Annotated in this window: 16 protein-coding genes; 12 read left to right on the top strand and 4 right to left on the bottom strand. The window is 60.6% G+C overall.

Annotation, left to right across the window (positions count from 1 at the left end):
* Position 1: 1 nt before the first annotated feature.
* The 6 genes from M5J09_RS01195 to M5J09_RS01170 are packed head-to-tail and all read left to right on the top strand — an operon-like array spanning position 2 to position 3,765.
* Entirely contained in the window at positions 2 to 772 is a 771-nt protein-coding gene (locus M5J09_RS01195) for a TIGR00730 family Rossman fold protein (protein ID WP_042530344.1), read from the top strand.
* 26 nt (positions 773 to 798) lie between these two features.
* On the top strand, positions 799 to 1,611 hold the full coding sequence (gene folP, locus M5J09_RS01190; RefSeq protein ID WP_257156810.1) for a dihydropteroate synthase: 813 nt from the start codon (positions 799 to 801) through the stop codon (positions 1,609 to 1,611).
* Positions 1,608 to 2,339 carry a glucosyl-3-phosphoglycerate synthase gene (locus M5J09_RS01185; protein WP_257156705.1) on the top strand — a complete coding sequence of 244 codons (732 nt, stop codon included), beginning with the start codon at positions 1,608 to 1,610 and terminating at the stop codon, positions 2,337 to 2,339. Before folP ends, M5J09_RS01185 begins: the two co-directional genes overlap by 4 nt.
* 3 nt (positions 2,340 to 2,342) lie before the next feature.
* Positions 2,343 to 2,663: a DivIVA domain-containing protein gene (locus M5J09_RS01180; protein WP_141741457.1), complete on the top strand. Its 321-nt coding sequence runs from the start codon at positions 2,343 to 2,345 to the stop codon at positions 2,661 to 2,663.
* A gap of 34 nt (positions 2,664 to 2,697) precedes the next feature.
* Positions 2,698 to 2,865 (top strand): DUF3117 domain-containing protein, encoded by a 168-nt coding sequence (locus M5J09_RS01175; RefSeq protein ID WP_070537056.1) that lies wholly within the window; start codon positions 2,698 to 2,700, stop codon positions 2,863 to 2,865.
* Positions 2,866 to 2,874: 9 nt separating this feature from the next.
* Positions 2,875 to 3,765: a methyltransferase domain-containing protein gene (locus tag M5J09_RS01170; protein WP_042530350.1), complete on the top strand. Its 891-nt coding sequence runs from the start codon at positions 2,875 to 2,877 to the stop codon at positions 3,763 to 3,765.
* 63 nt (positions 3,766 to 3,828) lie between these two features.
* Here M5J09_RS01170 and M5J09_RS01165 read toward each other — a convergent pair whose 3' ends face one another.
* Complete coding sequence (locus M5J09_RS01165) at positions 3,829 to 5,286, bottom strand: GH32 C-terminal domain-containing protein (RefSeq protein ID WP_257156704.1); 1,458 nt, start codon at positions 5,284 to 5,286, stop codon at positions 3,829 to 3,831.
* 11 nt (positions 5,287 to 5,297) lie between these two features.
* Complete coding sequence (glgA, locus tag M5J09_RS01160) at positions 5,298 to 6,458, bottom strand: glycogen synthase (RefSeq protein WP_257156703.1); 1,161 nt, start codon at positions 6,456 to 6,458, stop codon at positions 5,298 to 5,300.
* Positions 6,459 to 6,591: 133 nt separating this feature from the next.
* Here glgA and glgC point away from each other — a divergent pair, with 133 nt between their 5' ends.
* Entirely contained in the window at positions 6,592 to 7,809 is a 1,218-nt protein-coding gene (gene glgC, locus M5J09_RS01155) for a glucose-1-phosphate adenylyltransferase (protein ID WP_042533190.1), read from the top strand.
* 124 nt (positions 7,810 to 7,933) lie between these two features.
* Here the strand turns inward: glgC and M5J09_RS01150 are convergent, their stop codons facing one another.
* Complete coding sequence (locus M5J09_RS01150; protein ID WP_042530356.1) at positions 7,934 to 8,581, bottom strand: O-methyltransferase; 648 nt, start codon at positions 8,579 to 8,581, stop codon at positions 7,934 to 7,936.
* A 173-nt stretch (positions 8,582 to 8,754) separates the two neighbouring features.
* Between M5J09_RS01150 and sigE the strand changes: the two genes are divergently transcribed.
* From sigE to M5J09_RS01135, 3 genes are all read left to right on the top strand, one after another.
* A complete protein-coding gene (sigE, locus tag M5J09_RS01145; RefSeq protein WP_257156702.1) occupies positions 8,755 to 9,417 on the top strand; it encodes an RNA polymerase sigma factor SigE in 663 nt (220 codons plus the stop codon).
* 68 nt (positions 9,418 to 9,485) lie between these two features.
* The gene (locus M5J09_RS01140; RefSeq protein WP_257156701.1) at positions 9,486 to 9,935 is read left to right on the top strand and encodes an anti-sigma factor; all 450 of its coding nucleotides are present in this window, start codon (positions 9,486 to 9,488) and stop codon (positions 9,933 to 9,935) included.
* A gap of 53 nt (positions 9,936 to 9,988) precedes the next feature.
* On the top strand, positions 9,989 to 10,654 hold the full coding sequence (locus M5J09_RS01135) for a Sec-independent protein translocase TatB (RefSeq protein ID WP_257156700.1): 666 nt from the start codon (positions 9,989 to 9,991) through the stop codon (positions 10,652 to 10,654).
* Here the strand turns inward: M5J09_RS01135 and M5J09_RS01130 are convergent, their stop codons facing one another.
* Positions 10,655 to 11,794, bottom strand: coding sequence for an Mrp/NBP35 family ATP-binding protein (locus M5J09_RS01130; protein WP_257156699.1), 1,140 nt, complete (start codon positions 11,792 to 11,794; stop codon positions 10,655 to 10,657).
* 99 nt (positions 11,795 to 11,893) lie between these two features.
* Between M5J09_RS01130 and M5J09_RS01125 the strand changes: the two genes are divergently transcribed.
* Both M5J09_RS01125 and M5J09_RS01120 read left to right on the top strand, forming a co-directional pair.
* A complete protein-coding gene (locus M5J09_RS01125; RefSeq protein WP_236684045.1) occupies positions 11,894 to 12,679 on the top strand; it encodes a hypothetical protein in 786 nt (261 codons plus the stop codon).
* Between the two features lie 273 nt (positions 12,680 to 12,952).
* The coding region (locus tag M5J09_RS01120; RefSeq protein WP_257156698.1) for a G5 domain-containing protein at positions 12,953 to 19,303 on the top strand (6,351 nt) is incomplete at its 3' end.

Genomic DNA, 19,303 nt, shown 5'->3' with positions numbered 1-19,303 from the left:
CATGACTCCTGAGCAACTGCGTACCCTGCGCGGACCTCTTCTCGTGCGGACTGCCGGTGAGCAGTCCTCCACCTTCGACCAGCGCCTGCTTGAATCCGGCGCGGACCACGAGTGGCAGCATGCAGATCCATGGCGTGTCCTGCGCATCCAGGGCGAATTTGTCGACGGTTTCGACGCCCTGGCCAAGCTGCCCAAGGCCGTCACCGTCTTTGGCTCGGCACGCACGAAGGAGGATGACCCGAATTACGAACTCGGTGTCACAGTGGGCAAGCGCCTTGCGGAGGCAAAGTATGCCGTTATTACCGGCGGTGGCCCCGGCATCATGGAAGCAGCCAACCGTGGCGCTCACGAGGCCGGCGGGCTCTCGGTAGGCCTGGGCATCGAACTGCCTCACGAGCAGGGCCTCAACCCGTACGTGGATCTGGGCCTCAACTTCCGCTACTTCTTCGCGCGCAAGACCATGTTCCTCAAGTACTCCCAGGCCTTTATCTGCCTGCCGGGCGGCATGGGCACCATGGATGAATTCTTTGAGGTCATGTGCATGGTCCAGACCGGCAAGGTGACCAACTATCCCATCGTGCTCATGGGTACGGAATACTGGTCTGGTCTCGTGGAATGGATGAAGAACACCCTGTCGGAGGGCGGCTTCATCAGCCCCGAGGACTTGGATCTGTTCCTTGTGACCGATGATCCGGATGAGGCCCTAGCCCACATCGTGGCGGCGCACAAGGTGATGTCGGACAAGCGCGTGCGGGAGCAGGAGGGCAAGTGAGCCCAAACCGTGGTCTTGCCCAGGTTATGGCGATTGTGAATCGCACGCCAGATTCCTTCTATGACCAGGGCGCTACCTTTCAGCTTGATCCGGCAGTGGAGCGAGGGGAGCAAGCGCTTGCCGACGGCGCCTCCATCATCGACATCGGCGGCGTCAAGGCCGGCCCGGGCCAGCACGTCGACGCTGCCGAAGAAATAGAGCGTGTGGTGCCGACCATCGCCCAGCTACACCACCGCCACCCGGAAGCGCTGATCTCTGTGGACACGTGGCGTGCCGAGGTTGCCGAGGCCGCGATTGACGCCGGTGCTCGCCTAGTTAACGACACGTGGGCGGGCTGGGACCCGGAGCTCATCGAAGTCGCGGGGCAGAAGAAGGTGGGCTATGTGTGCTCGCACACCGGCGGGGTGGTTCCGCGTACCCGCCCGCACCGCGTGCACTTTGATGACGTGGTGGCGGACGTTATCTCCGAAACGACACGGCTGGCGGAGAAAGCCGCGGACCTCGGATGCCCGGAGGAGTTGACCTTCATCGATCCCACGCACGACTTTGGCAAGAACACCTTTCATGGCTTGGAGCTGTTGCGCCGCATCGACGAGGTGGTGGCTACGGGGTGGCCGGTGCTCATGGCTTTGTCGAATAAAGACTTTGTGGGTGAGACACTCGACCGTGCGGTGGATGAGCGCGTAGCGGGCACCTTGGCGGCTACGGCGTGGTCGGCTGCGCGCGGTGTGGCGGCCTTCCGTGTGCACGAGGTTGGGCCCACCCTGGATGTCATCCGCATGACCGCTGCGATCCGCGGGGAGATGCAGCCTCTGGCCACAACGCGTGGGTTGGCATGAGAGTCTCCGTCGTCATTCCGGCGCTCAATGAAGAGCGCACCGTGGCGCATGTGGTGCGCTCCTGTCTGGCTGATGTGCCGCACGAGGTCCTCGTCATCGACGCCGATTCCAGTGATGAAACCGCAGCGGAAGCTGCGGCGGCTGGGGCGACAGTCTTGAACTGGCGGGAAATCCTGGAGGAGGCGCCGCGGCCCGGCAAGGGTGAATCTCTCTGGCGCGGCGTGGCTGCGGCAGAGGGTGACATCGTCGTGTTTATCGACGCCGACCTCGAATCCGCCGCCCCCGGCATGGTGAACGCCCTGACCGAGCCCTTCGTTGATCCCCACATCCAGATGGTGAAAGCACGCTATCGGCGCAGCTACAAGGGCACACCCACTGGTGGTGGCCGCGTGACGGAACTGACCGCTAAGCCCCTGCTGCGCGAGTTTTTCCCGGAGCTTGCGCACATTGACCAGCCCTTGGGCGGCGAATATGCGCTCCGCCGCGCGGCCGCGCTGGAACTGCCATTCGTGGACGGTTATGGGGTGGAAGCGGGGCTGCTGGTGGACGTCGCTAAGCGCTATGGCCCCCACGCCCTCTCGGAGGTGGACCTGGGCACCCGTGCGCATCGCAACCGCCCACTTGTCGAACTGGCACCCATGGCGGACGTGGTGACACAGACCATCCTCGCGCGTGCCGGTGTTCGTGGCCCGGTGCCACAGCGCCCGCCACTCGTGGGTAGGATTTAGCGCATGATGTCCTGGATTCTTCTCATCGTCGTGCTTATCGCTCTCGTCATTATCGGTACGTGGGCATGGGGCAGCATCGTCGGCCGTGGCACCGTCATGGATACTCCTGACGAGCCCGTTGACGTTGACTTAGAGAACCTTCGCGCCCTTGACGATGGGCGCTTCGACGACCTGCGCTTCGATGTCGTCCCGCGCGGCTACCGCCAGGACCAGGTGGACGCGCTTATTGCCGCCGTGGAACGTCGCATGAGCGCCCCGGAGGGCGGCGCCGCGGTCCCGGTTGGTGATAGCGCGCCGGCTGAAGGCGAAAAAGGGCTAGACTAGAAGGAAGTTAAAAGATAGTCGAAGGAGACTCACTATGGCAGCGATGAAGCCCCGCACTACGGGTGGAGAAATGGAAGCAGTAGAGGAGTCCCGCAAGATCGTGATGCGCATTCCTTCTGACGGGGGTGGCCGTATCGTCATCGAGCTCAGTAAAGAGGAAGCAGCCCAGCTCGGTTCACTCCTTGTTGAGGTTTCTAGCTAGTCTAGGAGCATGCTTTCACATATCGTCGATATTCTGGCCGATCCTGCCGATGGCAGCGCCCTGCAGGGCGCGGATGACTTTGCTCGCCTCGTGTCGGAGACCGGCCATTCCTATGATGTGGCCAAGCAGGGCTATGTCACGCTGGCAGCCGGCGCAGGCCTGAAGCATCAGGGCGATGACGCCTCCATGGTCACTGCGCGCGAGACCTACCTGGCTATGGGCCACTTCGCGCCCTTCGTGGAGGCGGTGACTGGCGCGGTGCAGGACGCCCTTGAAACGCAGGATGCAGCTGAGCATGCTGCGGGCTTGGATGAGCACACTGCTCCGGCACTCCTCGAGGTTGGCGCTGGTACCGGCTATTATCTAGCCCACACGCTTGATTCCATCGAGGGGGCGCGTGGCGTGGGCCTCGATATCTCTACGCACGCAGCCAAGCATCTGGCTAAGTCCCATGAGCGCGTCGGCGCCGTGGTAGCGGACGTGTGGGAGCGCCTGCCTATTCGTGATAACTCTATTCACGCTATTTCCGTGGTCTTTGCACCACGTAACCCGGCGGAGTTCCAGCGCGTGTTGGCGCCCGGCGGCGAGGTCATCGTTTTGACCCCGCAGGCAGGCCATCTGGATGAGTTGCGCGAGCCGCTCGGCATCCTCGGAGTGGAAGAGGGCAAGGTAGAACGCCTCTACGCCCAGGCCGAGGGGTTCCTGGAGCAGGCCGCAGAGCCGGTCGATATCTCTTTCCCCATCACACTGGATAAGGCCTCCATTGCCGCCCAGGTGGGGATGAGCCCGTCGGCACGTCACATCAGCGCCGAGGAGCTCGCCGAGCGCATGGCCTCCCTTCCGCAGGCGCTCACCGTGACGGCGCACGCGCGCCTCGACCGTCTGCGTTCGGCGTCCTAAACACCGCTCAGCGTCCGAACCCTGAACCGTCCGAACGCTGAGCCGTGCGGTCGTCCTTGAACGTTAGGAGCGCTTGGAGCCTGTGCGGCTCCAGCACTGTTCGATGACAGCCTCGCCCTCGGTGGAGACCTCAATGGCGGAACAACCGCCCTCGAAGTACACGCGGGAGCTCATGGCGACCAAGCCACCGTCGACGAATACCTCCACGCTGGCGCCATCCTGAATGATGGTGAGCGTGTCTGAGTCGCCTTCTGCCAGCGGGGCAACGGCAGGCGCAGAGTCCTTGAAGTGGTGATCGAAGGCCTTGGACATGGAGCGGTCTAGGCTGATCTCCTCACCGGTGTGGCGGATGACCGCTGCGGGATCACCGGAACCATCGAGCAGCCTCACCGAGACGCTGGAGCCCTCCGGAACCTCGAGTACACCGGTCCACGACTGCGCATAATCCGACAGCTTGACCGCATCCGGCAACCCCTGCGCCGGGGTCTGGTACAGCACCCCGCCCTGCAGCGTGACGGCACGTGGCAGCGACAGGCTGTTGGCCCATCCTTCGGCCTCCCACGTGGGGTGCTTTGTGGCGTCATCGCCGCGGCCATTGCCGTTGAGCAGGCCCAGGATGACGGCGCGGTCATAGCGGTGTTCCTGAGGAATGGTTCCCGTGGTGGTGTTGGTATTGCGCGGGCGGGAGAAATCATGGCCAAAGTCCACGAGCTGGAAACCCTTGGACACGGTGAACTTCGTGCCGTCGAGGCGGCCCACAATGTAGCCGGAGACATCGCGCCCGGCTCGCTCCAAGGTGACGAAGAGGACATCGTAGATCTCCTCATCCACCTCATCGCGCAGGCGTACGAGGCGCGGTGAGACAACTGGTGGGATCGGGGAGGTTGCGGGCACCTCATCCTCGTTGAAGCCGGGATCGCCGTTGAAGCTCAGCTTGCCCAGGACGGACCACGTCTCACCATCCGGGCTATCCAAGATGACGGGCACAGGGGCATCGGAGTGCCCGGTGAGCGCGAGCATGAGCCAGCCGTCGTGGCCCTCATCACGGTCTTCCTTAGCCCAGTCGGGGACCACCGACGGGGAGCGGAAACGGTCAAAGTCGGTATGGGCACTCACGGCCTCGCCAAAGCGGACCACGTCAGGATCGAGTGCGTTCGGGTCATCCGACACAACGCATTCGTCGGCGAAGTCGGTGTAGCGCGCCAAGCGGACGTTGGTGCCGACCGACGTCACTGAGGTGAAGTACAGGTTGAGAGCGTCCCTGCCCTCGGCCACGGAGCCAGCGCGCAGCGAAAGTTCGCCTCCCACGGGCGCGAGGACGTCATCGCAGTCGAGCCAAGCGAACGGCGTTTCCGCGGAGTAGCTGTGTCCCCAGCGGGCCGGCTGGTCAGGCTCTGGGCGGTACTGATGGAACAGGTGCCACGTATCGCCGTCACGGACGATGCCCGCTGGGGCGTCGAGGACACCCGTTTCGGGGACGAAGTGGAGTTCTGGTCGGTGTTGCTGTTGGGATTGCGTCACGGCAGTCCTTCCTACATCAACGAGCGGTAAATGTCCACGGTCTGTTGCGCAATGGTGGCCCAGGAGAACTCACTAATGGCGCGTTCGCGTCCGGCGGTGCCGAAGCGTTGTGCCAGTTCAGAGTCCGCAGCCACGCGGTTGACCGCAGCGGCAAGGTCAGCCTCAAACGTGGCCTCATCGTCCTCGTCATAATGCACGAGGACGCCGGTTTCACCATCCATGACAACCTCCGGAATGCCACCGACATCGGAGGCCACCACCGCGGTACTGCAGGCCATGGCTTCTAGGTTGACGATTCCCAGCGGCTCATAAATGGACGGGCACACAAACACATCGGCGCCGGAATAGACCTGCTTAATCTCCTCGCGGGAGAGCATTTCCTTAACCCAGAACACGCCATCGCGCTGGGCGCGCAGCTCCTCCACGAGCGCCTCGGTTTCCGCGGCTATCTCCGGGGTGTCTGGTGCGCCGGCACACAGCACAAGTTGAATGTCCTCATCAAAGCTCTGTGCGGCCTTGAGTAGGTGCTTTACACCTTTCTGGCGGGTGATGCGGCCGACGAAAGCGGCGATGGGGCGCTGCTTGTCGACGCCCAGCTTGTCCAGCACCGGCGCCTCTCCCGGTTGCCAGACCTCGGTGTCAATACCGTTGAGGACCACGTGGACCTTGTCGGCGTCAACGCGCGGGTACGCATCCAAGATGGAGTCCTTCATACCGGCAGATACGGCAATGACGGCATCGGCGTATTCCATGGCGTTTTTCTCTGACCACGAGGAAATGTCATAGCCGCCGCCCAGCTGCTCACGCTTCCATGGGCGGTGCGGCTCCAGCGAGTGGGCAGTCACGACATGGGGGATGCCGTAGAGGCGGCCAGCCAGGTGGCCGCCGAGGCCGGTGTACCACGTGTGGGAGTGGGCCACGTCGATATCAGAGGCCGCGTTGGCCATGCGCAGGCCAGTGGACAGCGTCTGCAGTGCAGCGTTGGCCTCGGTCTCCTTCAGCTGTGGATCCACACCATGAACGAAAACATCCTTTTCATCGCGTGGGGACCCCGTGCAGTGAACGGACACATCAATGATCTCGCGCATGAAGCGGGTCAGCTCCGCAACGTGGACGCCCGCTCCGCCGTAAATCTCCGGCGGGTACTCCTTAGAAAAAATTCCGGCTCTCATACTCGCCCAGAATACGTATCTTCCATCGCACGCGCAGAAGGTTGAGCACGGCGGCGGTGGTGCGGGCGTGACGGGGGTGAAAGCGTGCAAGTTTTCCCTGCGGAATGACGAGAAAGAAGTTAAATTAGGTGTCGTGAGAAGCCTACCTAATGTCCTTGCCATTGTCCTCGCCGGCGGCGAGGGTAAGCGCCTTTTTCCACTGACGGAGGATCGCGCTAAGCCCGCCGTTCCATTTGGTGGTTCCTACCGCCTCATCGACTTCGTGTTGTCCAACCTCGTTAATGCCGGTTTCCTCAAGATTGCTGTCCTGACGCAGTACAAGTCCCACTCCCTGGACCGTCACATTTCTCAGGCGTGGAACCTGTCGGGCCCGACTCCGCAGTTCATCGCCTCGGTCCCAGCCCAGCAACGCCGTGGTAAGCGCTGGTACAACGGCTCGGCCGATGCCATCGTGCAGTCCCTCAACCTCATTTATGACGAGAAGCCGGATTACGTCATCGTCTTCGGCGCCGACCACGTATACCGCATGGACCCGGCCCAGATGGTGGAGGAGCACATCGCCACCGGCCTCGACTGCTCGGTCGCTGGCATTCGCGTTCCCCGCTCGGAAGCCTCCGCTTTTGGCTGCATCCAGGCTGATGGCATGGGAACGATCACCGAGTTCGTGGAGAAGCCAGCTGACCCGCCAGCAACCCCGGATGACCCGAATATGACCTATGCGTCGATGGGTAACTACGTCTTCACCACCGAGGCGCTTATTGAGGCCCTCCTGCAGGATGAGAAGAACGAGGACTCGGATCATGACATGGGCGGTGACATCATCCCGTACTTCGTCAAACGCCAGCAAGCACACGTCTATGACTTCATGGCAAATGAGGTCCCTGGCGCCACGGAGCGTGACCGCGGATACTGGCGTGACGTCGGTACCATCGACTCCTTCTATGAAGCACACATGGACATGATTTCGGTGCACCCGATTTTCAATCTCTACAACCGTGCGTGGCCAATTCACTCCACCGATGATTCCAACTTCCCGCCGGCGAAGTTTGTGCAGAACGGCATTGCCCAGTCCTCGATGGTGGCCCCAGGCTGCATCGTTTCGGGCGGCACGGTCCGCAATTCCGTGTTGGCCTCGGATGTTCACGTGGCCGATGGTGCGACGGTGGAAGGCTCCGTCATTCTGCCTGGCGTTCGTATCGGACGCGGTGCCGTGGTGCGCCGCGCGATCTTGGACAAGAACGTCGTCGTGAGCGACGGCGCCATTATCGGTGTGGACCGTGAGCGCGATGAACAGCGCTTTAAGGTCTCCGATGGCGGCGTCGTGGTCGTGGGCAAGAATCAGACGGTCTAAAACGCCCCCGGTTTTCTCTCACGAGTGAACTCCAAGGACAGGAAATCCCGGCTCCTTCATCCCACCGGGGGTGAGGAAGCCGGGATTTTTATTTGTGGTGCCCGGCTTTTCTACAGCGTTGCTTCTACAGCTTGGTAATGAGCGTGAGGCCCGCGCCATAGGGCAGGCGAGTGACGGCTGCGCCCTCCAGCGAACGAGCAAGCTCGTCGGTCTCGCGCGCAGCGGCGGTGTCACGGTCGGTACGGGAGGCATCAGCCACCGTGCCGTCCAGCAAAGAATTGGCCAGCACCAGCGTGCCGTGCTGATGCAGCAACGGCCACGCGGCCTTCACCAGCGCCGGCATGTCGAGGGCCGGAACCTCGGCATAGATTACCTGGTAGGTGTCATTGGCTAGGCGGCCCATAATGTCAAGCGGACGGGAGGGCAAGAAGCGGCCGCGGCTGGGGGAGTAGCCGGCCTCACGGAAGGTATTCTTCGCGCTTGCTTGGTGCTCGGCCTCCGGATCGATGCAGGTGAGGATGCCGTTCTCGGGCATGCCTGCGAGCAAGTACAGGCCCACCACGGAGGCTGCCGGGGTAATCGCCACCGCCTGTGGGCGCGAGGAGGTTCCGGAGGAGATCGCCGCCAGAGTGCTCAGAAGCTGGCCGGTGGATTCATCCGGGACCGGTAGTCCGTACTCCTCAGCGTGGGCACGGGCACTGGTCAGAGCCTCGGAAGCCTCGCTGGTGGATTCGATGAAGGATCGCATTGCGTCATAAGCCGTAGTAGTCACAGAGAAAACCATAGTGAAATCACCGCCGCCGTGGGTTAAGAATCGCGAGGGAAGCCCACGGGTGCCGTGCCCTGTGTGGCGTGAGTAGCGCATGAAAGCGGTGGGATGGATTCACAGGCTGCTCACAGTGCTGTGGCTGGAGATCTGTTGCCGTCTATAGAATGATGTGTTTCATGACGAAAAAGCAGCGCGAGAACACTACCCCGCTCAGCTCCGAGGATCAGATTAGTGCCGTGGAAGAACACGGCGTTGAGGCTGAAGAGCTGACCGGTACCGCTGCCTTCGATGCCGGTGAAGCGGACATGCCTTCATGGGGCGAGCTCGTGGCTGAGCACGCCGATGGCGTGTACCGCTTGGCCTACCGCCTTTCTGGTAACCAGCACGATGCCGAAGATCTGACGCAGGAAACCTTTATGCGCGTCTTCCGTTCCTTGGACAAGTACCAGGCCGGTACTTTCCAGGGCTGGCTGCACCGCATCACCACTAACCTCTTCTTGGACATGGTGCGCCACCGCTCGAAGATTCGTATGGAAGCTCTGCCCGAGGACTATGAGCGGGTGCCCGGTACGGACATGACCCCAGAGCAGGCCTACTCCGTGGCCAACCTGGATCCGGCGTTGCAGTCCGCGCTGGACAATCTGGCACCGGATTTCCGTGTCGCGGTTGTTCTGTGTGATGTCGTGGGCATGACCTATGACGAGATTGCGGAGACCCTCGGTGTGAAGATGGGCACTGTTCGCTCCCGCATTCACCGCGGCCGCTCCCAGCTGCGCGCCGCGCTGGAAAAGGAAGCGCAGACCAACGCGGACGCTCGCAGCCTCCTCCGCACGCGCTAGACTGGCCGGAAGAGTGTGAGCCTGAATTGCGGTGTGCACGCTGAACTGAGGTGAGAGGAGCATGTGCTGTGAGATCTTTAGATGATAAGAATCACGAGCGTCCTCTCACTTTGACCAGCATCTTTACTGAAGCTCAAGCAAAAGTCCGTGACAAGGCCAAAGCACGCGCGCAGCGCGCGGACACCATTGGACATTTGGGCCCTGAGGCCGTTGTAGCCTTTGTTGATGGCGAGATGCCCGCAAAGTATGCGCACCGTGTTCGTATTCATCTTGTGCACTGCGCCGAGTGCCGCGCGGAGATTCAGCATCAACGCAATGCCGCCGAGTGGGTTCGCGAATGCAGTGTGGAATCTCATGTGAAGGCCCCTGATTCCCTCATGGCCAAGTTGGCGGGAATCGCTCACGACGGTGCTGGGCCGGGGGCGGACGCGGAAGAGCCTGCGCATCAGCCACGCCAGGATTTCTTGGACAAGGTGGAGATGGTGGTGCGCGCTATCAAGCACAACCAGCGCTCCTAGGTTGGGGCACGCTCGTCCCCCGAGTGAGACCACGACGTGGTTAAGATAGTTTCGTGTTTTCCTCAATTGGTTGGCTGGAGATCCTCGTCATTGTTCTCCTCGGCCTCGTCATCATCGGCCCAGAGCGCCTTCCCGGCGTTATTATGGACGTTCGCGCAGCGGTCTATGCCGCGCGCAAGGCTATTAATAACGCAAAGGCTGAGCTCAGCGGTGAGATGACCGGGTTGGGTGCGGAGTTCGATGACCTCCGCGTTCCGCTGAGCCAGGCAGCACAGTGGTCGCGCTTAGGACCGCGCGGGGTGATTACAAAGGCGCTTTTCGACGGCGACGACTCAGCCTGGGATGACTTCAACCCCAAGAAGATGGCGGAGGACATCAAACACAGCACTGATCCCTCAGTGCAGGATACGGCCACCCCGGCGGTACAGCCGGGGCAGCGCCCACACCAGACCGGTGCGCCCGCGGCACCAGCAACACCGCAGGAGCAGCAGCCGGGGCGACCGACCTTCGATTATTCGAAGATCTACGCTGACCCCAACGCTGGCACCGTCGGGGCAGCGCACCACACACAACCGGCACCTGGACAACCGGCAACAGGGCAGACACCGGGGCACGCCACGGCAGAGTCGGCTGGCCAAACCACAGAAAACACGCAACCCCCACACGGCGGGAATTCATCCAGCGGCGGGGGCAGCGTGTCGTGGGAGGATGTGACCTAGTTAGCCCTTGCGGGTCACGCCGAGGCCAAGCTTCTTGCCCACAAGGGAATCGGAGCGCACGGCGATTGACTCTGCCACGGAGTTGATAGCCTTCGTCGCAGGGGATTCGGGAGCCTTGATGACGATCGGGGTTCCTTCGTCGCCAGCCGCGCGCAGGGCCGGATCGAGGGGGATAGTTGCCATGAGGGGCACGTCGTGGCCGAGAAGAACTCTGAGGCGTTCAGCGACAACTTTTCCGCCGCCCTCACCGAAGATGTCCATGGTGGAGCCATCCGGCATGACCATGGCACCCATGTTCTCGATGACGCCGGCGACACGCTGGCGGGTTTGCTGGGAGATGGAACCGGCGCGCTCGGCTACCTCGGCGGCAGCAGCTTGCGGGGTGGTGACGATGAGTAGCTCGGCGTTGGGGATGAGCTGGGCTACAGACAGTGCCACGTCACCGGTGCCGGGCGGGAGGTCAAGGAGGAGGACATCGAGGTCGCCCCAAAAGACGTCCGCGAGGAATTGCTGGAGTGCGCGGTGCAGCATGGGGCCGCGCCAGACGACGGGTGCATTGCCCTCGACGAACTGGGCAATGGAAATGTGCTTGATGCCATGTGAAATGGGCGGGAGCAGCATTTCATCATCCAGCACAGTCGGGCCATCGGTGGAGCCCAACAGGCTGGGAACGGAGTGGCCGTAGATATCGGCGTCAACAATGCCAACCTTGAGGCCCTTCTCCACGAGGGCTGCTGCCAAGTTCACCGTGACGGAGGACTTGCCCACGCCGCCCTTACCAGAAGCCACGGCGAAGACGCGTGTGGTGGACTCCGGCTTGGCGAAGGGAATCTCCGGTTCGGCCTGGCCACCGCGTAGCTTCTGCTTGAGCTCCTGGCGCTGCTGATCACTCATGGGCGTCATAGAGATGGCAATATCACCGACGCCATCGAGCTCCGCTACCGCCGCGCGAGTATTGGACTCAATAGTGCTCTTCATAGGGCAACCCGCGATGGTGAGATACAGCTCGATGTCGACGTCCGCACCATTGATGGTGACGTCCTTGACCATGCCGAGCTCAGTGATGGGGCGGCCGATTTCGGGGTCGTCGACGCGCGCGAGCGCGTCGCGAACTGCTGATTCAGTAATTGCGCTAGTCATAACCCGTCCCAGTCTAATCAACTGCTGTATCGGTGAGCTACACCGCTACAGCTGACCGAGTGTGTAAGATTCAGCACGACGCCTCGTCATGCTTAAACAGTGTTGAATAGAAAGAACGCCCTCGATTTGATGCCTCGTCTTATGCCCTCTGCCCGCACCGCCACGCGTTTCGGTGGGGTTATGGCGACGGTGGTCATGGGGGCGTCGATAAGCGCCTGCTCTGGGTTCGAGCCAACTCCGGACCCGAAACCAGTAGCCTCAGCCCCTATCACCATCAGGATTGATCCGACCTCGCACGAACAGCGTGTGTTGGCGGAAATCTACCGGCAGACGCTCCGTGACGAAGGCCGCGCCGCTACTGTTTCCCAAGAACCAATGCTTGTTCAGCATGGGGATCATGACGATGGCATGAGTCGGAGCGGAAACTTCTTTGTTGGCTGCACCGGAGTTTTTCTCGACGCGTTTGATCCCGTGGCTGCCCGCGCGGTGTCCAAGGACTATGTCACAGACCAGGAAGGTGACCCTTCCGGTGAGGATTTTCTGGAGCGTTCTCACATCGCTCTGATGGCCTCACTTCCGCCGGAGCTCTCTGTGGTGGAGCCCGCCGGTGCTCAGGGGTGCCCTAACGCGCGGCCAGAGCTGCCGCAAAATTACGTTGTGGTGTACCAAGATGGACTCTTCAACCGCGACGAAAAGCTGGAAATCGCTTCTTTCACTAAATTCCTGACGGAGCAGGACCTTGATGAAGTGGTCGAAGAAGTCAAGGCCTCCGATGATTTCGAAGGTGCCGTTCGTGCCTGGATGGAAGCCAACCTTATGCAAAACCTCAATGAATCGGGCGATTCCGACTCGTCTGGTGGTTCAGACTTGGTGAACGACAAATAGCACAATTATCCGTTTATGCATTAGGTATAATTCCAGCGTGTGGGGGGGATGGGGATTTCCCGCGAACTGACTGCAACCTTGGGGGATCTTCACTAGACTGTCGGTGTGAATTAAGTGCTGTCTGTGTCCCGACTACGTGGCATTGCTTGTATGCATGTTTGGTTAAGTGGATCTTAGCGGCTAAAATAGCTTATGACCTCTACTTTTGCCAGATATTTCAGTAGGGATCACGGCACAGTGCACCCATATTCCATTTAGGAAGGACTCTCTCACATGGCATCAAGCCAAAAGAAAGCTGCGGCACACCGCCGCTCCACCACTGGTATCGCCACTGTCTCTGCGATCGCCGTTGCACTAGGTACCGCCGCTGTAATTCCCGGCGTGTACAGCCAAGGAAACAAAGCCGAGGTTGCAGACATCCAGCAGGTTGCGGACACGCAGTTCACCGGCGGTATCCGAGGAACCGATGGCAGCGGGGCCATCGAGCGTGCGGAGCAGTTGGCCTCCGATATCGGTTCCGGCAGCTGTACGGTCGGTTTCAGAGGCCAGCAGGGCAGCAAGGGTGGCTTTAGTTTCTCCGTTCAGGAACCGTCGAAGCAAGCCGGCTCTGACAAGCGAAAATTCGGCGTAAACGTCAAAATGGATGGTTCTAAAGATAGAACTTGGACCGATTTTGTAGTTACGGGCTCAAATAATAATGCTCCGGTGACTCTTCATGACGTTGCTGCGATGGCGCCGGGCGATGTACTTGCTGGTGAGAGTATCACCGATTCGAGCTCGTCTGTGATGTCTATTAACAAACCAGGGCGACAACCTAAAACTGCAACTATTGCAGCAGATTTAAACGATGATGACATCGCCGCAGCTGCTTCTGAGCGTGGTGTGTCCTACGGTTGGAAGGATTACTATACGGAGGACAATGTTCAAAAAGACAAGCAAATTTTCAATGTGACTGATGCTTCAGTCTCGTTCAACCCGTGGCCGAGCGAGAACGACGAATGTAGCCCCATCACGGTGTCGTGGGAGTCTTTCGAGAAGCATGTGATCGTGCCTGGAGAGGAGACGAAGGTCGGCACCGTCAACGTCCCCAAGCTGTCTAAGAGCAACCACGAGGACTCGTTGCCCACGGACGACTCGTTGTCCCGCATGGTCGTGGAAGCTTACGACGGCAACGGTAAGTTCATCGGCACCACTGATCCAGAAGCCTCCGGCGGTGAGCAGCTCCTGCGCGTCGACCAAACGACCGGCGACATCTACTTCACCTGGCCTGAGTACCGCGGTACCGACCTGGCGACCGACAAGAACGTGAATTTCTCCGTTCTGGCAAAGCCACGTACCGTGGACCAGCTCCAGACAGCCGCTACGCACAACAGCGAATTTGGTCGCGCATTCGACAGCTCCAACTCGCTGGATCGCTACAGCAAGGCGAACGTGATCGACTCGAAGGCGTTCTCCCTGGACGATACCGAGTACCACGATCCGAAGTACGACAAGACAGACGCTTCGATCATCTCGGGCGTCGATAGTGCTACCGGCCCGCTGGCTACCGAGCCACAGAAGGTCACCTTCACCCAGGTACCAGACCTGATCGAGGAACTGGAGAAGAAGAAGAGCGAGGGCGGCTTTGAAGCTGAGGTGACCCTCGACGAGAAGTACGTTTACGAGGGCTGGTCCGTGGAGATGGACGAGGACTACAACGTCACCGTCACCGCTCCGGATACTCCGCGCCCAGGCACCTTCGCCCGCCCTGTCGTAACAGTGGAGTACTCCAACGGCTCCACAGACAAGCTCGAACTGCTCGTCGTTGTCGACCCGAACAACACCCAGGTCACCGACCTGGTGCGCCCGGATCTGACGAAGGGCAAGATTGGCGATGACCTGACCGCGCAGGTGGGCACGAAGCCCATCATGAAGGGGCACTCGCCGGTCCACCCAGCAAAGTTCGAGATCGACGAGTCCACTGTGCCCGAAGGCTGGACCGTCACCGTCGATGAGACCGGCAAGGTCACCGCGAAGGCTGATGACACCGTTCCACCGGGCACCATTATCACCCCGAAGGTGAAGGCGACCTACCCGGACAAGACCACGGACGAGATCGAGACCCAGTTCCAGGCGATCGTCGACATTAAGATCCCTGACTACGACACCGTCACCAATAAGCCGACCGCCAAGGTCACTCTCAAGCCCGCGATTCCCGAGCGTGGCCTGAGCGGCAACACGGCCGATGAAGCTCCGAAGCGTTACACCTTCCCGGAAGGCAAGACGGAGTACACCCACACGGATGACAGCGGCACGTGGACCGTCAAGATCAACGAGAACACTGGTGAAATCTCCACGACCATTCCGAAGACCGCACCCGAGGGCTACATCCTGGACGTCCCAGTCCTCGCGTACTACGACAACGTTGACAAGCCGCAGCAGGTGAAGGGCACCGTCGTTGTTCTGAAGAGCGACATCTCTCCGACGTACTCCGTTGAGTCCACCGGCCCGAATCAGGCTGTGAACCACAACGTCCAGGACGCCCCTAAGGGTTCGAAGTTCTCCTTCGGCAATGATGAGAACGGCGCACCGATCACCGAACAGGAAGTCGACGGCTGGAAGTACACGGTCGACCCGAACACGGGTGTCGTTTCTTCCACCCCGCCAGCAGATGCCAAGCCGGGTGACAAGAAGACCATCAACGTTACTGTGACGACGCCGGACGGCTCCACCCCGCTGGCGCCTGTCACCACCGTGGTGAACCTGACCAACAATTGGGAAGCCGATCCGACCTATCCTAAGGAAACGGTTTACCCGGGTGGAACCGCGAAGTTGCCGGTGACTCTCGAAAAGCCGGAGAACGTCCACGTCGCAAAGGATAGCCCCTACAAGTTGGGCACCATTCCCGATGGCTGGACCGTGACCATCGACGACAATGGCCAGATCACCGCAACCGCACCAGCCGATGCTGAGCCAGGCACGCAGATCGAGATTCCCGTCACCGTCACCTACGAGGACGGTTCCACGGACACCGCCAAGGCGGTAGTGAACGTTGTCGACGTGCCGACGCGTGAGGTGCCGTTCGACGTCGAGTACAAGTACGATCCCACCATTCCTGCTGGCGAGTACAAGGTTGAAACCAAGGGCGAGCCGGGCTCGGAGAAGATGAACGAGGATGGCACTTGGAAACAGACCAAGGCACCGATTAACGAGGTCGTCCTCGTCGGCACGAAGCCCGCTGAGGCCGCCGAGGATGTCACTTGGAAGGTCCCGATCCCGTACCCGACCGAGGTTCGCGAGAACCCGGACCTGGCACCTGGCGAGACCCGGGTTGTTCAGGAAGGCGAGAACGGCGAGAAGACCTACACCGCCAAGTTCACCGCCACGGGCTCCGAGGCACAGGTCGCTAAGGAAGAGACCACCAAGGATCCTGTCAAGAGGATCGTAGAGTACGGCCCGGGCCTTGCTCCGAGCGAGCTGGTGACCAAGACTGAGAAGCCAATTCCGTTCGAGACCAAGGTTGTCTTCGACGACACTCTCAAGGCAGGCGAGCAGGTTGTTGACCAGAAGGGTGAAGTTGGTACTGAGGTTGAAACCTCGACTCAGAAGATCGTGGACGGGAAACCTTCTGGTGACCCGACGGTGACGACTGAGCGCACCAAGGAGCCGACCAAGCAGATCATTCGTGTGGGCACCAAGACCACCGGTACTACCACCGAGACAGTTACGTCTGAGGTTCCGTTCGGTGTGAAGGTCGAGTTCGATCCGAACTTGCCGGCCGGTACGTCTGAGGTTGTGACCGAGGGCAAGCCAGGTAAGAAGACCACCACGGTGACCCAGAAGGTCACCAACTCCCAGCCGGATGGCGAGGCCACCGTGGAGGAGAAGATCACCGAGCAGCCTGTCGATCAGGTCATCAAGGTCGGCACCAAGCCGTCCGAGGCCTCCGAGAAGGTCACCTGGACTGCCCAGGTTCCGTTCGAGGTTATTACCCGACCGAACCCGGAACTGAAGCCGGGAGAGATCAAGGTCGTCCAGAAGGGCGTGCCCGGTGAGAAGACCTACAGTGCTGACTTCTCTGCCAAGGGTGACCAGGCAACTGTGACCCCTGAAGAGAAGCAGACCAAGGATCCGGTCGACGAGATCATCGAGTACGGCCCAGCCGCTGAGGACACCTCCGTGGTGACCAAGGTTGAGAAACCTGTTCCGTTCGAAACTGAGATCGTCTTCGACAACACCCTCAAGGAGGGCGAGCAGAAGCTTGATCAGCAGGGTGAGACTGGTACCGAGGTTGTCACTTCGACTCAGAAGATCAAGGACGGCAAACCGGACGGCGATCCGACCGTCACCACTGAGCGCACCAAGGAGCCGGTCAAGCAGATCATCCGCGTTGGTACCAAGACGGAGGGGGAGACTTCCAACTCCGTAGAAACCGAGGTTCCGTTCGGCGTGAAGATTGAGTACGACCCGACGATTCCTGCAGGCGAGTCCAAAGTCGTTACCGAGGGCAAGCCGGGTAAGAAGACCATCACCGTGACCCAGAAGGTCAGCAACTCCCACCCGGATGGCGAGCCCACTGTGGAGGAGAAGGTTACCGAGCAGCCGGTGGACCAGGTCATCAAGGTCGGCACCAAGCAGTCTACTGCCACCGATACGGTGGAGTGGACTGAGCCGATTCCGTATGGAACGACCGTGCGCCCGAATCCGGATCTTGCTCCTGGTGAGACCAAGGTGGTCCAGGAAGGCAAGAATGGTGAGGCTTCGTACACCGCTACCTTCACGGGAACCAATGGCAAGGCAGAAGTGACCGAAGCCAAGGAACGCACGGAACCCGTTGAGCGCATCGTCGAGTACGGTCCGCAGGCCGAGGATACGTCGGTAGTGACGAAGACCGAGAAGCCGGTGCCGTTCGAGACCGAGATCATCTTTGATGACACGTTGAAGGCGGGCGAGCAGGTCGTCGATAAGCAAGGCGAACTCGGTGCCGAGGTTGAGACCTCCACTCAGAAGATTGTGAACGGCAAGCCTTCCGGCGAGCCGACTGTGACCACTGAGCGCACCAAGGAGCCGACCAACGCGGTCATCCGCGTGGGAACTAAGACCGAGGGCACGAACACCACCGAGTCCGAGGTTGAAGTTCCGTTCGAGACCGAGATTATCTTTGATGACACGTTGAAGGCGGGCGAGCAGGAGACCGTCCAGGAGGGCAAGCCGGGCAAGGATAAGGTCACCACGACCCAGACCATCGAGAACTCGAAGGTTACGGGAACAAAGACCACGACTGAACGCGTTGAGGAACCGGTCAAGAAGATCATCAAGGTCGGCACTAAGGGTGACACCACCTCCAAGACCGTTGAGTGGACTGAGAGCACCCCGTTTGAGGTAGAGGTTCGCGAGAATCCTGAGCTCAAGGCCGGTGAGACCAAGGTTGTTCAGGAGGGCAAGCCGGGCGAGGTCAAGCACACCGTCACGGTGACTTCTGATAACGGTGACATCACCACGGACGACTCGACTGAGACCATCAGCGAGCCGACCAAGCAGATCATCGAGGTTGGTACCGCACCTTCCCAGACTGAGCTGAGCGATAAGCACACTGAGCAGCTGCCGTTCGAGACGATCATTGAGGTTGATCCGAACCTCGAGGCTGGCAAGGTCATTGAGGACCAGGCAGGTTCCTTCGGTGAGAAGGAAGTAACCAAGGTTTGGAAGCTTGAAAATGGTGTAGCCGTAGGCGACCCGGAGACGACTGAGAACGTCACCAAGGAGCCGACTCCGCGCAAGCTGCGTGTCGGTGGCAAGGTTGTGACGGTGACCGAAACTGAGACCGAGACCGAGAAGGAACCGGCACCAGTGCCGGCTCCGGAACTCGACCGTGGTTTCTACGGTGTTGAGCTGACCGAACCTGGTGTTCCTGCTTCGCAGGACATCAAGGACGGTACTGAGGGCAACACCTATGAGATCGGCGAACTCCCTGCTGGTTGGACGGCCAACGTGGACGAAAACGGCACGGTAACCGCCACCCCGCCTGCTGACGCCAAGTCCGGTGACTACGCCGAGATTCCAGTGACGGTGACGCCGAAGGACGGCAAGCCCTACACGGCGAACGCGGTGTTCATCGTCAAGGAAGACCAGCCGGTTGACCCGACCGAGCCGACCGATCCGACTGACCCTGAGGTCATCACCGCACCGACTTATAACCCAGCGGTTATTGAGGCGGGCGATACCCAGACTGTCGAGATCAACTACGGCCACACCGATGGCAATACTTACGAGCTGGGCAGCGTCCCTGCCGGCTGGGTTGTTGACATCGACCCGACCACCGGTGAGCTGACGGTTACCCCGCCTGCTGATACCCCGAGCGGTACCATCCAGGAAATTCCGGTAACTGTGACCACCGAAGATGGCGAGACCTTCAACGTCAAGACCGTCATTGGTGTCACCAGCGATAACTGCGGTTGCGAGCCGGTTGAACCGAACGAACCGACCGACAAGCCGAGCGACCCGACCGACAAGCCGAACGAGCCGACCGACAAGCCGAACGAGCCGACCGACAAGCCGAACGAGCCGACCGACAAGCCGAACGAGCCGACCGACAAGCCGAACGAGCCGACCGACAAGCCGAACGAGCCGACCGACAAGCCGAAC

The sequence above is a fragment of the Corynebacterium sp. BF-R-2 genome (assembly GCF_024586525.1).
In the GTDB taxonomy this organism is placed as follows: Bacteria; Actinomycetota; Actinomycetes; order Mycobacteriales; family Mycobacteriaceae; genus Corynebacterium; species Corynebacterium singulare.
Note: the sequence above shows the minus strand (reverse complement) of the source record. Positions and strands in the feature narration are given on the sequence as shown.